This window comes from Flavobacterium crocinum, from assembly GCF_003122385.1.
Lineage (GTDB): Bacteria > Bacteroidota > Bacteroidia > Flavobacteriales > Flavobacteriaceae > Flavobacterium > Flavobacterium crocinum.
Genome location: NZ_CP029255.1, coordinates 55,787 through 70,513, shown reverse-complemented (window position 1 = coordinate 70,513; position 14,727 = coordinate 55,787). Strand labels below are relative to the sequence as shown.

General features: G+C 33.6%; 14 protein-coding genes. 5 read left to right on the top strand and 9 right to left on the bottom strand.

From position 1 onward, the window contains the following. Window positions 1-74: 74 nt before the first annotated feature. The 3 genes from HYN56_RS00370 (at window position 75) to HYN56_RS00360 (ending at window position 1,871) form a co-directional block, all read left to right on the top strand. Window positions 75-623, top strand: coding sequence for an acyl-CoA thioesterase (locus tag HYN56_RS00370; protein ID WP_109190379.1), 549 nt, complete (start codon window positions 75-77; stop codon window positions 621-623). 40 nt (window positions 624-663) lie between these two features. Then, window positions 664-1,065, top strand: a complete 402-nt coding sequence (locus tag HYN56_RS00365) for a VOC family protein (RefSeq protein WP_109190378.1) — start codon at window positions 664-666, stop codon at window positions 1,063-1,065. 236 nt (window positions 1,066-1,301) lie between these two features. Continuing rightward, on the top strand, window positions 1,302-1,871 hold the full coding sequence (locus HYN56_RS00360) for a YceI family protein (RefSeq protein WP_167398255.1): 570 nt from the start codon (window positions 1,302-1,304) through the stop codon (window positions 1,869-1,871). A 4-nt stretch (window positions 1,872-1,875) separates the two neighbouring features. Here HYN56_RS00360 and HYN56_RS00355 read toward each other — a convergent pair whose 3' ends face one another. Next, window positions 1,876-2,787: a TIGR01777 family oxidoreductase gene (locus tag HYN56_RS00355; protein WP_109190376.1), complete on the bottom strand. Its 912-nt coding sequence runs from the start codon at window positions 2,785-2,787 to the stop codon at window positions 1,876-1,878. A gap of 98 nt (window positions 2,788-2,885) precedes the next feature. Here HYN56_RS00355 and HYN56_RS00350 point away from each other — a divergent pair, with 98 nt between their 5' ends. Further along, window positions 2,886-3,545 (top strand): TetR family transcriptional regulator C-terminal domain-containing protein, encoded by a 660-nt coding sequence (locus tag HYN56_RS00350; RefSeq protein WP_109190375.1) that lies wholly within the window; start codon window positions 2,886-2,888, stop codon window positions 3,543-3,545. Beyond that, window positions 3,545-4,849: an ABC1 kinase family protein gene (locus HYN56_RS00345; RefSeq protein ID WP_109190374.1), complete on the top strand. Its 1,305-nt coding sequence runs from the start codon at window positions 3,545-3,547 to the stop codon at window positions 4,847-4,849. Before HYN56_RS00350 ends, HYN56_RS00345 begins: the two co-directional genes overlap by 1 nt. Window positions 4,850-5,131: 282 nt before the next feature. Here the strand turns inward: HYN56_RS00345 and HYN56_RS00340 are convergent, their stop codons facing one another. From HYN56_RS00340 to HYN56_RS00305, 8 genes are all read right to left on the bottom strand, one after another. Next, window positions 5,132-6,427, bottom strand: coding sequence for a cryptochrome/photolyase family protein (locus HYN56_RS00340; RefSeq protein ID WP_109194683.1), 1,296 nt, complete (start codon window positions 6,425-6,427; stop codon window positions 5,132-5,134). A gap of 202 nt (window positions 6,428-6,629) precedes the next feature. Further along, a complete protein-coding gene (locus HYN56_RS00335; protein WP_109190373.1) occupies window positions 6,630-7,139 on the bottom strand; it encodes an SRPBCC family protein in 510 nt (169 codons plus the stop codon). Between the two features lie 31 nt (window positions 7,140-7,170). Beyond that, window positions 7,171-7,611: a sterol desaturase family protein gene (locus tag HYN56_RS00330; protein WP_109190372.1), complete on the bottom strand. Its 441-nt coding sequence runs from the start codon at window positions 7,609-7,611 to the stop codon at window positions 7,171-7,173. A 242-nt stretch (window positions 7,612-7,853) separates the two neighbouring features. Then, window positions 7,854-8,693, bottom strand: a complete 840-nt coding sequence (locus HYN56_RS00325; protein ID WP_109190371.1) for a phytoene/squalene synthase family protein — start codon at window positions 8,691-8,693, stop codon at window positions 7,854-7,856. A 4-nt stretch (window positions 8,694-8,697) separates the two neighbouring features. Beyond that, window positions 8,698-10,164, bottom strand: a complete 1,467-nt coding sequence (locus HYN56_RS00320) for a phytoene desaturase family protein (protein ID WP_109190370.1) — start codon at window positions 10,162-10,164, stop codon at window positions 8,698-8,700. Between the two features lie 39 nt (window positions 10,165-10,203). After that, a complete protein-coding gene (locus tag HYN56_RS00315) occupies window positions 10,204-11,103 on the bottom strand; it encodes a MerR family transcriptional regulator (RefSeq protein WP_109190369.1) in 900 nt (299 codons plus the stop codon). Window positions 11,104-11,311: 208 nt separating this feature from the next. Beyond that, window positions 11,312-11,815, bottom strand: a complete 504-nt coding sequence (locus HYN56_RS00310) for a tetratricopeptide repeat protein (RefSeq protein WP_240622635.1) — start codon at window positions 11,813-11,815, stop codon at window positions 11,312-11,314. Between the two features lie 122 nt (window positions 11,816-11,937). Beyond that, window positions 11,938-14,610 carry a TonB-dependent receptor gene (locus tag HYN56_RS00305; protein ID WP_167398254.1) on the bottom strand — a complete coding sequence of 891 codons (2,673 nt, stop codon included), beginning with the start codon at window positions 14,608-14,610 and terminating at the stop codon, window positions 11,938-11,940. Window positions 14,611-14,727: the final 117 nt, after the last annotated feature.

Here is a 14,727-nt window from a genome sequence, read left to right as displayed (position 1 = left end):
AATCTTTTCAATAAAAATGAAAATCTATGTTTCTATGTGTTTAAAAAAACTAACCATTCCTAAAAACAAAAAGCATGACTACAGATTTTAAACCCGTTTCTTCATCAAAAATTAGTATATCAGAATTAATGCTTCCTTCGCATACCAATTTTAGCGGTAAAATTCACGGAGGATATATTTTACAATTGTTAGATCAGATTGCATTTGCTTCGGCATCAAAATTTAGTGGTAATTATTGTGTAACGGCTTCGGTTGATACGGTAAATTTCCTGAAACCAATTGAAGTTGGTGAATTGGTAACCATGAAAGCTTCTGTAAATTATGTGGGAAGAAGCTCAATGATTGTTGGAATTCGTGTTGAAGCAGAAAATATTCAAACCGGAGCAATCAAACATTGTAATTCCTCTTATTTTACAATGGTTGCCAAAGACAAAGAAGGAAAAAGTGTCCAGGTGCCGGGATTAATTTTATCCAATCTGGAAGAAGTACGCCGTTTTAGAAAAGCCATCAAACATATTGAAGTTCGCAAAGAAGTAGAAGAACACGAAAAACTGACTAATATCAATTCAATTGAAGATCTGGCGAGTTTAGAAAAGTATAATGTTCTTTTAGAAATCAGTTAAATTTCTTATATTTAATTCAAACACATTAAATAGAGAAATTATGATAAAGTTTGGATATACAATATTATACGTTGAAGATGTAGAAGAATCAGTAGCATTTTACGAAAACGCATTTGGGTTTCACAGGAAATTTATAAGTCCTGATCACGATTATGCAGAATTAAATACAGGTGCAACCGCACTGGCATTCGCCACAAAAAGTCTGGCATCTCAAAATCTCGCTGATGGTTTTATAGAAAGCAGTTTAGAAGACAAACCCTTTGCTATAGAAATAGGATTTATTGTAGATAATGTTCCCGAAGTTTTACAAAAAGCCACTTCTTTTGGAGCTGTAATTGTTTCAGAACCGGTAGAAAAACCATGGGGACAAGTTGTTGCTTACGCCAGAGATTTGAACGGTTTTTTGATTGAAATTTGTACAGAAGTTGAAAATGTGGTTTAAATACATTTTACATCGACTAAAGGCATTTTTAGGTTAAAAATATTCACAAATATTTAGCATTAGCCAGAGAACTTTTCAGGCATAAATTTCGTAACTTTAAGTGTAATCATTAGGGTTACGAAATTTATTCACGGAGTATTGCCGTTCGATTTTTCCAGATTAGTCGGAATCTAATTTTTTTACCTTCTGTTAACCAAGACAAATTGAATGACATAATTGTTTAAATGCAGACGATTATGAAAACAACTACCTTATTATTTTTACTTTTAACTGCTTTTACTGTACTCGCCCAGGACAGATTTTTTACCAACACGGGAACTGTAAATTTTGAAGCTTCCGTTCCTTTATTTGAAGAGATAAAAGCAGTAAACAGACAGGTTATAATTCTTTTGGAGCCTAAAACCAGCACTTTTGTTTGTACTGTTATGATCAAAGATTTCCGGTTTAAATTAGATTTAATGCAGGAGCATTTTAACGAAAATTATTTAGAAAGCAACCGTTACCCAAAAGCGGTTTTTAAAGGTAAGATCGAAAAATTTGATTTAAAAGATATTAATGAAATCGAAAAGAAATACGAGATTAAAGGAAAACTGAATATGAAAGGCAAGTCGAAAGAAATTGTCGTAAATGCTTTAATCAAAAGAGTTCCCGAAGGAATTCAGGTAATTTCAGATTTTCCGATAACGGTTTCCGATTTCAATATCAAAATCCCAAGCAAAATCGCGTCGAAAATTTCCCAAACCGCCAATACAGAATTGACGGGAATTATTCATGATGAAGAAGGAATGTATGCTACTTTAAAATAAGAGATTATTTTAAGCAGTTAATTAATGTTTTTTCTAAATCTGTAAACTGAAATTCGAAACCTGTTTTCTGAATTTTTTCAGAAGAAACTCTTTGTCCTGTTAACACAGCTTCACTCATTTCACCTAAAACTATTTTTAAAAAGAAAGGAGGAATTTTGGGTAACCAAATAGTGTAGTCAAACAATTTAGCGAATGTCTTAGAAAATCTGGAATTCGTGGTATTGTCAGTGATGCAGGCGTTATATGGTCCTTCTAATTCTGGATCTTCGATAGCTTTTAAATAAATACTACATAAATCATCAATATGAATCCAGGGAAGGTATTGTTTTCCCGTGCCTAAAACGGCACCGAAACCAGATTTAAAACTTGGAGTTAGTTTTTTTAGAAAACCTTCATTTTTGCCAAAAACAATTCCAGTTCTTATTTTAACAGTTCTAATCTCTAGAGCGCCGATTTTATCCACGGCGCTTTCCCATTTTTGACAGGTTGTACCCAGAAAATCATCTGCTGGAGGTGTATTCTCGGTACAGATTTTATGACTCGTAACAGCGCCATAAATCCCAACTGCCGAAGCAGAAACAAAAGCTTCCAGTTTTTTATTGTTTTTTTCTAATACCGAAAGAATTAAATCAATTGGTTTTACACGGCTTTCCAGAATGGCTCTTTTACGTTTATTCGTCCATCTTTTTTCTACAATTCCTTCGCCGGCAAGATGAATAATATAATCGGCATTTAAAACTGCATTTTCATCAATGTAGTTTTTATTTAAATCCCATTTGTAATACGTTATGGCAGCAGAACTTTCTTTGGCAGAACGGCTCAAAACAGATACAGTAAATCCAGCTTCAAGAAGAACATCTGTTAAATGTTTTCCAATGAATCCGCTTCCGCCCGTTAATAGAACATTTTGAGCCATAATAGTTTATAATATATTTAACAGTCTAACTTGTTTAAGGATTAGTAAAGGTACTTAAACAATGTTTACCTTTATGGCAAATTCTAAATTTTAATAAAATGGCGACTAAAAAAAAGGTGATTACCAAAGATGACATCGTTTCAATATACATGGAAGAAGTTTTAGAAAAAGGACAAAAACCAAAATCGGTTTATCATTTTGCCAAAGAAAATGATTTTACTGAAGCTGAGTTTTATTCCTTTTTTGGAACATTAGAGGGTTTAGAAAAAGAAATATTCCGACTGTTTTTTGAAAACACAGTTGGTTTGCTTCAGAAGAATGAGGAATATCAGCAATATGATATGAAAAATAAAATGCTGAGTTTCTATTTTACTTTCTTCGAAGTTTTAACGACAAACAGAAGTTACGTTTTGCAAACCCTTAAAATCGACAGAAATCCACTTAAAAATTTAGTGCAGCTGACTACACTTCGCGAAAGCTTTAAAAATTATGTTTCAGAGATCCTGACAGATGATTACAGATTGGAACAGGAAAGATTTCAGAAGTTTCAGGAAAAAACCATTCAGGAATCGGCCTGGTTACAATTGATGATGACGATTAAATTCTGGATGGAAGACGAATCGGCTGGATTTGAGAAAACAGATATTTTTATAGAAAAGTCGGTTAATGCTTCATTTGAATTGATGAATGTAGCGCCAATGAATCATTTAATAGATTTTGGAAAATTTCTATTTAAAGAAAAAATACACAGCAGATAATGAAAACAATCGATTATATTCCAACTTCAAAAATAGAAAGAGCCGGAAAACTGGTTCAAACCGGAGCAAAAATTGGAGTAAACTACATTAAGCATTATGCCGAAAAAGTTGTAAATCCAGATTTGACCCGGGATAAACTAAACGAAAATAACGCCGAAGATATTTACGACGGACTAAAAAGCTTAAAGGGAAGTGCTCTTAAAGTGGCGCAGATGTTAAGCATGGACAAGAACTTCCTGCCTCAGGCTTATGTGGAGAAATTTTCGTTGTCACAGTTTTCTGTTCCACCTCTTTCTGCGCCTTTAGTTTTAAAAACATTTAAAAGCAATTTTGGCAAAACGCCTTATGAAATCTTCGATGAATTCAATCCGAATTCGGTAAATGCAGCGAGTATTGGTCAGGTACATTTGGCTAAGAAAAATGATAAAAAACTAGCGGTTAAAATTCAATATCCGGGTGTTGCCAATAGTATTTCTTCAGATTTGGCTTTGGTTAAGCCAATTGCGATCAGAATGTTTAATCTGCAGGGAAAAGATTCAGATAAATATTTTAAAGAGGTTGAAGACAAATTGATTGAAGAAACCAATTATTTGCTGGAATTAAAACAAAGCCAGGAAGTAGTTGAAGCCTGTCATAAAATTGAAAACATTACTTTTCCGAATTATTATCCAGAGTTTTCATCAGAGAAAATCATCACAATGGATTGGATGACAGGAATTCATCTTTCTGAATTTACTGCTAAAAACTTTGATCAGGAAACAGGAGATAAATTAGGACAGGCGCTTTGGGATTTTTATATGTACCAAATTCACGTTTTGCGAAAAGTTCACGCCGATCCGCATCCTGGAAACTTTTTGGTTGACGATCAAAATCAATTAATAGCATTGGATTTTGGCTGTATGAAGCAGATTCCCGATGATTTCTATACGCCGTATTTTGAACTGATTAATAAAAATGTAATTACAGATGAAAAACGTTTCAACGAAAAATTGTTCGAATTAGAAATTCTTCGTCCAGACGATACACCTGCTGAAGTAGAATATTTCACCGAAATGTTTCATGATTTGTTATCGCTTTTCACGAGACCTTTCCAAAACGAAACTTTCGATTTTGCCGATGAAACTTTCTTTAACGCTATCGCCGAATTAGGAAAACGTTTCTCTGAAGACACAAACTTGAAAAAAATGAACGGAAATCGTGGTTCTAAACATTTCATCTACATGAACCGCACTTTCTTCGGACTTTATAATTTAATGTTCGATTTGAAAGCGAAAATTGTAGTGGAGAATTATTTGAAATACTAGTTGAGGAAATTCCAATTTTTTAAATTGCTTCGCCTATTCGCTATCGCTCGGGTCCAAATTCCAATCTTATAATGTAGACCTTTGTCAAAGTTTTAAACTTTGACAAAGGTTTTTTTTCGCCCAGTTTGTCATCCTGACGAAGGAAGGATCTTCGCAAGTAGCTCTACAAAGATTGGCGATTTTGATTGCGGAGTTTCTTGCGGAGATCCTTCCTTCGTCAGGATGACAAAAATGAGTATAAATCTGCCAGATCTGCAAAATCTGCGGGAAACAAAATAAAACTTATTTCAAAATTCCCGCCTTATAAGTAGCAATCGCGCGATCTCTTGCAAACGCGTGATCAACCATAGGTTCAGCGTAACCAAAATCAAACTCAGGAATCCATTTGCGGATATATTCGCCTTTTTCATCAAATTTCTTTTGTTGGATTTCGGGATTAAAAACTCTGAAATAAGGCGCAGCATCGCAACCTGTTCCTGCTGCCCATTGCCAGTTTCCGACGTTTGAAGCTAGTTCAAAATCTAATAATTTTTCTGCAAAATAAGCTTCGCCCCATTGCCAGTTAATTAATAAATGTTTGCAGAGAAAACTAGCCACAACCATACGAACACGATTGTGCATATAACCCGTTTCGTTAAGCTGTCGCATTCCAGCATCGACCATTGGGTAACCTGTATTTCCTTCGCACCAGCGTTTGAAATCGTCTTCGTTATTTCGCCATTGAATTCCGTCGTAAGCCGATTTGAAATTGTGATTAACGCAATTTGGAAAGCTAAAAAGAATCTGAATAAAGAATTCTCTCCAAATCAATTCACTTAAAAAAGTCTGATTTTTTCGGTTAGCCCAATTTACCAGTTTACGAATGCTCACTGTTCCGAAACGCAAATGAGGAGAAAGATAAGAAGTACTGTCTAAAGCGGGAAAATCCCGGGTTTCTTTATAATTGGCAATTTGAGTTAAGTTGTGCGGAAGGACTTTTATTGAACTTCTTTCAAAACCAATTTCAGCTAAATCAGGAAACTTAAATTGATTTTTTGCGAAATTGGATACCAACGAACTAGAATCATATTCTGGAGCTGAACCTGAAAAATGATATTTTTCTAGCCATTTATTTTTGTACGGAGTATAAACGGTATATGGAAGTCCGTCGGATTTTGTGATTTCTTTTTCTTCAAAGATAACATGATCTTTGAAAGAGAAAGATTCGATATTATTTTCTTTTAAAAGAAAAGAAATGGCAATGTCACGTTTGATGGCAAACGGTTCGTAATCTTTGTTGAAAAATACATTTTGAATATCAAATTCTTCTAAAAGCGATTTCCAGACAGCTGTAGTTTTTCCTTTTTTGATTAAAATGGAGGATCCGAAAGTGTTTAATTCGGTATTTATTTTTTGAAGAGAATCGTTGATAAAGCTTACTCTCGCATCATTTTTTGGTAAATTATCCAGAATATCATCATCAAAAATAAATAATGGAATTACTGGAAAATCGGATTGTAAAGCGTGAAATAATCCGGTATTGTCTTCTAAACGTAAATCACGTCTAAACCAGAAAAAGGAAACTTTTTGTTTTGTCATTTTATAATTTTCGCTTAACGAATATTTTGTATTGTGAATAGTTTTAAACACATAGAAACATAGATTTTTTTTACCTAAAAAGAATTTAGAAAGAAACTAGTTTCTAACACATAGTTTCAAGATATAGCTATGTGCTTTTATGCAAGTGAAACGCCTTTTTCTGCGCAATGAAAACTATGTTTCTATGTGTTTAAAATAAAATTTATATACTCTTTTGCTCTGCGTTAATTTGAATAATCTTGGGTTGTGATTTGGAATTGAACAATTCTTCGATCTTGTTGTATCTGAAATCAAAAATGGTTTTCAGTTTATTTCTAACAATTAATTTATTCATTAAACGTCCCAAAATTCCAAGAGGAAGTGCATAATGAACGATATCTGTCATTTTGGTTCCGCCGTCTGGAGTTCGTTCAAAAAAGTGTTTGTGATGCCATAATTTATATGGCCCAAAGCGCTGAACATCGATAAAATACTGGTTTTCTTTACAGGCAGTGATTTCAGTAACCCAGGAAATTTTGATTCCTAAAAGCGGTCTTAAAGTATAAGTTATAATTTGTCCGTGATACATTCGCTTTTCGTCAAAATCTTTAATTTCAAAATTCATATTATCAAGCGTAATAGTCTGCAGGTTTTTTGGACTGGAGAAAAAATCCCAGCAGTCTTCAACGCTGGCATTTACATATTGAACGGTTGCTATTTTGTATAGTTTCATAAATCAGTTGTTGTAAATGTTACTAATCAAGTTACATTTTATAATACTTAAATGGTACAAACAACATTCCGAAACATTCTCCTTTTTCTTTTCCAAGGTGTTTGTGGTGTATTTTATGCGCTTTTCTCAGTCCGATGAGGTATTTGTTTTTCGTGTTTTTAAACCATTTAAAACGCTGATGAATCAAAACATCGTGAATTAAAAAATAACAAACGCCATAAAGCGTAACACCGCATGCAATGAAAAACAAATAATTAAATCCGCCCTGAACACCAAAATAAAACAGGAGAATACTCGGAATGGCAAAAATGACAAAGAAAATGTCGTTGCGTTCAAATGTATCCTCGTATTTCGGTTGATGGTGATCGGCATGAAAATACCACATAAAACCGTGCATTACGTATTTGTGCGTAAGCCAGGTAACACATTCCATAAACAGAAAAACGCCTATAAAGATTAAAAAAGAAATCATTTTATAAATGTTGTAAATTAAAATTATGATTTTATTTCTTTTGAGTTTTGCTTTAGATGATAAAAGATTGACTCTAAAAGATTTTTTAATTTCCCCAATCTTGTCATTCTGACGCAGGAAGAATCTTCGCGAGAAACTCCACAATCTAAATCGACAATCTTTGTCGAGCTACTTGCGAGGATCCTTCGTTCCTCAGGATGACAAACTGTAGGCTTAATTGATTGCGATAAACCGTTATCTAATTACACCAGCTTCAGCTTATAAGTCACAAACGACTGTGCCAAAAGTCCCGCTTTTGTATAATTAGAAACTCTAATTCTCGCATTTCCAATTTCGTGCGATGGTGTATTTTTAAGTTTTTTGAGCAGTTTTCTGTAGTAAACATAAGCTGTATAAACTCCGAATTTGGCTTCGATAGGCAATTTTACAATTCCCTGATAAGCAATGCGGAAATCTTCTTCTATTTCTTTGATGATTTGCGTTTTTGAATCTTCATTGAAATTGTTAAGATTAACGCCTGGAAAATAAGTCCGGTTTAAAATGGTGTTGTCGTCTTTTAAATCCCTCAAAAAATTCACTTTCTGAAAAGCTGATCCTAAACGCATGGCTTCTGCTTTCAATTGCTCGTATTTATGCTCTTTTCCAGCAACAAAAACCTTTAAGCACATTAGACCCACAACATCTGCTGAACCGTAAATATAATCGGCATATTCGGTTTGGGTGTTGTAAGTTGATTTTATAAGATCAAGTTTCATACTTTTTAAAAAAGCCTGAACGAGATCATCGGTGATATTGTATTCTTTTACAGTATGCTGAAAAGAATTTAAAATAGGGTTTAGGCTGATTCCTAATTCCATTGCTTTGTAGTATTCTTTTTCGAAATCGTCGATTAAGTATTCTTTTTCATAATCGTGAAAAGAGTCTACAATTTCGTCAGCAAAGCGAACAAATCCGTAAATACTGTAAATGGCATCGCGTATACTTGGTGACAAAATTTTTACGGCAATCGAAAATGAAGAGCTGTAGTTTTTGGTAACCAGCTTACTGCATTTGAAAGAAACGGCGTCGAATAGTGATTTCATTTTTTTACGATCTTAAAGATTTTTGAATTAATTCAGCGGCTAGTTTTCCAGAAATTAACGCAGGTGGAACACCCGGGCCGGGAACAGTTAATTGTCCTGTAAAATATAAGTTACGAACTTTTTTGCTTTTTAGTTTCGGTCGCAGAAAAGCCGTTTGCAATAAAGTATTGGCCATTCCGTAAGCATTTCCTTTGTAAGCGTTATAATCGGTTACAAAGTCATTTTTACAGAACGATTCCTTAAAGATAATGTTATTTCTAATTTCTTGTTGCGTAAGTTGTTCAAAACGAGTGATTATCTTTTCGAAATATTCTTCTCTTAGTGCTTCATTATCTTCAATTCCAGGTGCAAGCGGAATTAAGAAAAAACCGGTTTCCATTCCGTCTGGTGCACAAGTCAAATCTGTTTTGGATGGAAAATTGGCATAAAACAAAGGTTCATTTGGCCATTTTGGATGATCATAAATATCAATCGCATGCTGATCAAAATCGGTATCGAAAAATAAGGCGTGATGCGAAATGTTTTCTATTTTTTTATTGAAACCAATAAAAAACAGGAGCGAAGAAGGTGCAAAGATTCTGCTTTCCCAATATTTATCAGAATAAGTGCGGTGTTCTTTTTCTAACAAAGTTTCGGTATACTGATAATCGGCTCCGCTTAAAACAATATCTGCTTTAAGGATTTTTCCATTAATTACAATTCCGGTTGCGGTTTTATCTTCAACGATTATTTTTTCGATTGGAGAATTGGTTTTAATGGTTACGCCAAGTTCTAAAGCCAGTTTTTCGATTCCGCGAATAACATCAAACATTCCCGTTTTTGGATGCCAGGTTCCAAGACCGAAATCGGCGTAATTCATAAAATTATAAAATGATGGTGTTTTAGTTGGTTTTGCTCCGAGAAATAAAACTGGAAATTCCAAAATCTGAATTAGTTTTTCATTTTTGAATTTCTTTCGAATATCCGCACTGACATTTCCTAAAAACTGATTGAGTTTTAAAGCAGTTTCTTTTGTAATTAATTCCAATGGAGAAACTCCCGGTCGATAGACCAAATCTTTTATAGCAATATCATAATTGCTTTTGGCTTGATTGATAAAGGTTTCCAGTTTTTGGCCGCTTCCTTTTTCGATAGTTTCAAAAGTAGATTTGATTTCTTCCAAATTGTCATAAATGCTGATAAAATCATTTATGCCGAAATAAACACGATAAGCCGGATTGAGTTTTACTAGTTCATAATAATCGGAAGGTTTTTTGTCAAAATCCCGAAAGAAACGTTCAAAAACATCAGGCATCCAATACCAGCTTGGTCCCATATCAAAAGTGAAACCGTCTTTTTTGAATTGACGGGCACGTCCTCCAATCGTTGGATTTTTTTCATAAATAGTGACGCTGTTTCCTTGATGGGCAAGATAACAAGCGGCGGCTAGGGAGGAAAAGCCAGATCCTATTATTTTGATTGTTTTTCTCATTTGTTTAACAAATATAGAAAAACTTTAAACAAAATAAAACTAGATCATGTTAATAGTTTCTTCCATCGAATCAAAAATGCGGATTCTTTCTGATAAGCCATTTTGATCAATATGTTCTACCATTTTACCCATAAGCCAGATTTCGTTGTTTTTCTGCAACAATTTCTGTCCCATCGATTTTACGTACTGATTGATTACGCTTCGATCCGGCTGAACGGTCATGAAAGAAATAAACGTAATATTCTCAAAATGTCTCGTTAAATCCTGAAGGTTTTCAATTGGCATGCTTTCGCCCAAATAAATGGTTTTATAGCCTCTGTCAAGAATTTCATATTGTAGATACAATAATCCGATTTGGTGAATTTCATTTAGTGGAAGCGATAAAACAAAAATTCTATCGGTTTTGGTTGGTTTTCTGATTTGAAGACTTTCGGTGTAAATCAATATTTTCTGCTTGATCAAATGACTCATAAAATGTTCATTTGCAGGTGTGATGGTTTCAGATTGCCACAACAACCCAAGCTCTTTTAACAGCGGTAAAAAATGTTCTTTAAAAACTTCTTTGAAAGTCTTTTCAGAAATAAGCCAATCGAATGTATTGAAGAATAATTCCTGATCAAAATTCATCATCGCCATTTTGAAAGAAGTAATGGCGTAATTCTGTGAATTTTTCTTAGAAATGATTTCGCGTACCAATTGCGGTATCTTTTCTTCCGGATACGTTGCTATTTTAGAAATCTTATAACCATATTCGTGTAATAACGTGATGTTTAAGAGTTTCTGTAAATTATGCAGATTATAAAATCGTATGTTAGTATCCGTTCGCATTGGTTCAAGGATATTGTATCTCTTTTCCCAGATGCGTATGGTGTGCGCTTTAATTCCAGATAAGTTCTCAAGATCTTTTATGCTGAAAACAGTTTTTATATTGTTTATCATTTTTCGCGATTAGGTCGACAAATGTAAAACAAAATCTAATAAACAACCTTAAAACCACATTAAAAAGATAGAGAATTAGAGGTTTATGTATTTAAAATATATTTTTTACCTAAAATCAGGTATTTTTTTCTTAAGAAATTTATTACTTTGATAATAAAACAGAAACAGCCTTCAGGTGTGTTTATGAAGGCTGTTTTTTAATATTTAATTATTTGCAGTAATTAGCTTTGTTTTTTATGGCGCTTTGACTTCCTAATTCGATTGCTTTAGTGAAATCTTTGCAGGCGTTTCTTTTGTCGCCATTTTCATTATACGCCAAACCTCTTAAATTGTAAGCGATGTAATCTTTCGGGTTTAAACCTAAAGAAGAGGTACAATCATCGATCGCGTTTTTGTAATTTTTCAATTTGTAATACACATTGGCTCTTCCTGTGAAAGCATCGGCATTCATGTTATCCAATTCGATGGTTTTGCTGAAATCGGCTTCGGCACCTTTCAAATCGTTTAATTTGTATTTGGCTACACCACGGTTTTGGTAAGCTTCGACAAATTTAGAATTCATGCTGATGGCTTTGGTGTAATCGGCTATAGCGCCTTTGGTGTTTCCGGCTTCAGCTTTTTTCATTGCTTTGTCAAAATAGCCAGTAGCAGATTGTGCCCATACGGAGCACGTCATCATCAGAAGTGATGACAATAATAGTAGGTTTTTCATAGGACTAATTTGGGATTAGTGATTTATTATTTTCTAAACGAATTTAGGAAAGTTTTTATTTTGTAGGAGAATTTCTTTTTTAAATAATAGTTAGAGAATCAAATTTTTTTTTTTAGCATTGTTTATTTAAAACTGCCGTTTCCGTTTCTTCCATTTCCTTTATCAAATTTACTTTTTCCCCAGAATTCGGGTCTCCAAGAAAACTGCAGAATAAAATAATTACTGTTTTTGTTGGTAAAGGTCTGTTGGTATCCATTATCAAAACTATTGTAATTAAGCAGGTAATTTTGTCTCGCCAAATCCATTACAACCAAACTTATTATACCGTTTTTCTGCTTGAAGATCCGTTTCTCGATATTCATATTCAGTATCGTTGGAGACATTTTATTGGCAACATTTGAAGTCTTGTTCAGATTTTGCTGGAAATAAAGATTGATGTTCCAGGTTTCTCCTAAAAATAATTTTAAAGTGGTAGTAGCATTAAACAACTGATTATAAGTTTTTGCGGTCGATGCGGTATTGTGATCTGTATCTGATGAATAGGATAAACCTCCGTTGATTTCCATCCATTCTTTAGGATTAAATATAAAATTAGTTTCCCAAAGTTGCGAAAGAGATTTTCGGAGTGCTAATTCAGAATTCAGAAAATAGGGATTATCAGATTGTTTAAATGTTCCGTTGAATTGGAGGTTTAATTTTGAGAATATTTTAGTGAAATTAAAATTAAGCAGATTTAATTTCTTCCCGTCAATATTCGAGTAGGTATTGGTAGTGGTAAAGGTGTTTTTTTCAGGATCTATTTCAGAGTCGGTTATAACACCAATACCATTTTTAGTGGTTAGATAAGAATAGTTAATATATGCATTGAATTGTATTTTTTTGAAAAAATTACTGAAAATAAATGAGTAACTCAAGTTTTCTGAGTTCTTTAAATCTGGATTTCCAATGTTGATATTGTAAGGGGTTCTGTAATTCGGAATTGGATTGAGCGAAATTAACGTTGGCTGAGTGAAAAATTGTCTTATGGTAGCTTCTATATTTCCAATTTTTGAGGTGTATTTAATTTTGAAAGATGTTTCAGGTAATAAATCATAACGGCTAATAGAAGTTTTGCTTAATCCAACTTCGCCATCAAGCCATTTGCTTGTCAGTCCAAATATTGGAGAAAATGTAATGCCATTTTTCAGACTGTATTCTGTCTGAAAGGAAACGGGTACAGAATAGGCTGCATCATTTTGAAAGAAACTTAATGTTGAATTAAAATTTACTGTTTCGTTTTCCTTTACAAAAGATTTGTTTTCATTTAAATTTAGGTTTGATGTGAAGCCAAGTCTGGTTATAAATTTTAATTGTTTGTTGTAATTCCAATTTAGGGAATTGTTTAGGGCACTGGAAAAATTTGTGGTTTTTAAATTTTGCAGTTGATGAAGTATACTGTCTGCAGTGACTGTGTTTAGTGTGTCTTTGTAAATAGCCGTACGGGAATTAACATTAGAATTGCTGTTGTTGTATGAACTCATTAAGTTAGATGAAAGAGCAAGTTTTTTTGTAAAGTTTCGGGTGTACTGACTGTATAGACTATATTTTAAGTTTTTTAAGTTTGTTTTAGAATTAGTATCTTCAAGGTTATTTATAATTCCGGATTGTAAATTCTGACCTAACTGAGTTGATTCATTTTTATCTGCATCAATTCTCAGGTTTCCCATAAGAGTTTGCTTTTCACCCAAAAAATTGAAAGTGGTAAAAGAGTTTAGATTGTGATTTTTGCTGTCAGATTCTTGCATTGTTTTTTTTCGCAAAGTACCTTGTTCGTAGTAGGTTTCTCCAATAGTTTGTCTTGAATGTTTATCCAGAGTCTGGGCATAGTTTAATTCTGTAAACAGTTTAAGTTTTTTGATTTTAAGGCTTTTTCCTAGACCAGTATTCAGCTTTTTAAGCTGTCCGTTTGAGAAATCGGGAGAATTATAATTATTTCTAATTTCAAAGTTTTGTTCTGAAATTGAACCTGGGATGGGGGTGTACCTGATTCCTAATGGCTCTTGTTGATAATTCAATTTAGCTGAAAATTGATTTGTCTGGTCTATAGATTTCAACTTTCCCATAAACCGGCTTCTTGACTGAGAGCCTTGCTCGGTAGTAAAATCATACGTTTTTCCGGCAGATTTGTCGGGTTTGGTTACAATGTTAAGTACTTTTGTAGAATTCTCTGTTTTTGTTTTTTTTGCATTAAAACCAGATTCGTCCATATCGATGATCTGAATGCGTTCTATAATATCGGCAGGCAATTCTTTTATGGCTTCTTTAACTGAACCGGAAAAATATTCGGTTCCATTAAAAAGCGCTTTTGCTACAATTTGGTTGTTGTAAAACAGGCTTCCGTCGGGATCGATTCGTACACCTTCCATTCGCTTTAATAAATCTTCAAGACGGGCATAATCACGAACAATATAATCTTTTGCCCAAAATTCTGTTGTGTCGCCTTTTATAGTTGGACCTTTTAATCTTTTGATAGTTACGGTTTCTAATTGTTCTTCCTGAATTCCTAGTCGAATAGATGGAATATTGATTACTGTTTTAGTGTCGTTATTAAAATATTTTCGATTAAAAGAATGATGCCCTAAAGCTTTTATGCTTAATAGAAAGTCGGCTGATTTTACTTTTGGAAAACCATAAAAGCCGTAAGTGTTTGTGATGGCTTTCAAAGTATCTTTAGCTGAAATCAATCGGACTTCTGCGCCGGCTACGGGTTTGTTTAAAGAATCACGTATTATACCTGTAACATTACGAAGTGCCACAGGAGCAGTTTGACCAATTGCTTTTGTGTTGAAAGAAAATAAGCTTAAAAAAAATAAGAAATAAAATAGATGAAATTGTTTTGTGTTGAAAACAGAACGAAAATCGATTATCACGGG

Bases quoted from the DNA above. Each gene is read 5' to 3' on its own strand.
- HYN56_RS00345 (WP_109190374.1), top strand. From the start codon at position 3,545: ATGAAAACAATCGATTATATTCCAACTTCAAAAATAGAAAGAGCCGGA.
- HYN56_RS00335 (WP_109190373.1), bottom strand. From the start codon at position 7,139: ATGAAACTATACAAAATAGCAACCGTTCAATATGTAAATGCCAGCGTT.
- HYN56_RS00330 (WP_109190372.1), bottom strand. From the start codon at position 7,611: ATGATTTCTTTTTTAATCTTTATAGGCGTTTTTCTGTTTATGGAATGT.
- HYN56_RS00340 (WP_109194683.1), bottom strand. From the start codon at position 6,427: ATGACAAAACAAAAAGTTTCCTTTTTCTGGTTTAGACGTGATTTACGT.
- HYN56_RS00325 (WP_109190371.1), bottom strand. From the start codon at position 8,693: ATGAAATCACTATTCGACGCCGTTTCTTTCAAATGCAGTAAGCTGGTT.
- HYN56_RS00310 (WP_240622635.1), bottom strand. From the start codon at position 11,815: ATGAAAAACCTACTATTATTGTCATCACTTCTGATGATGACGTGCTCC.
- HYN56_RS00360 (WP_167398255.1), top strand. From the start codon at position 1,302: ATGAAAACAACTACCTTATTATTTTTACTTTTAACTGCTTTTACTGTA.
- HYN56_RS00365 (WP_109190378.1), top strand. From the start codon at position 664: ATGATAAAGTTTGGATATACAATATTATACGTTGAAGATGTAGAAGAA.
- HYN56_RS00315 (WP_109190369.1), bottom strand. From the start codon at position 11,103: ATGATAAACAATATAAAAACTGTTTTCAGCATAAAAGATCTTGAGAAC.
- HYN56_RS00355 (WP_109190376.1), bottom strand. From the start codon at position 2,787: ATGGCTCAAAATGTTCTATTAACGGGCGGAAGCGGATTCATTGGAAAA.
- HYN56_RS00320 (WP_109190370.1), bottom strand. From the start codon at position 10,164: ATGAGAAAAACAATCAAAATAATAGGATCTGGCTTTTCCTCCCTAGCC.
- HYN56_RS00350 (WP_109190375.1), top strand. From the start codon at position 2,886: ATGGCGACTAAAAAAAAGGTGATTACCAAAGATGACATCGTTTCAATA.
- HYN56_RS00370 (WP_109190379.1), top strand. From the start codon at position 75: ATGACTACAGATTTTAAACCCGTTTCTTCATCAAAAATTAGTATATCA.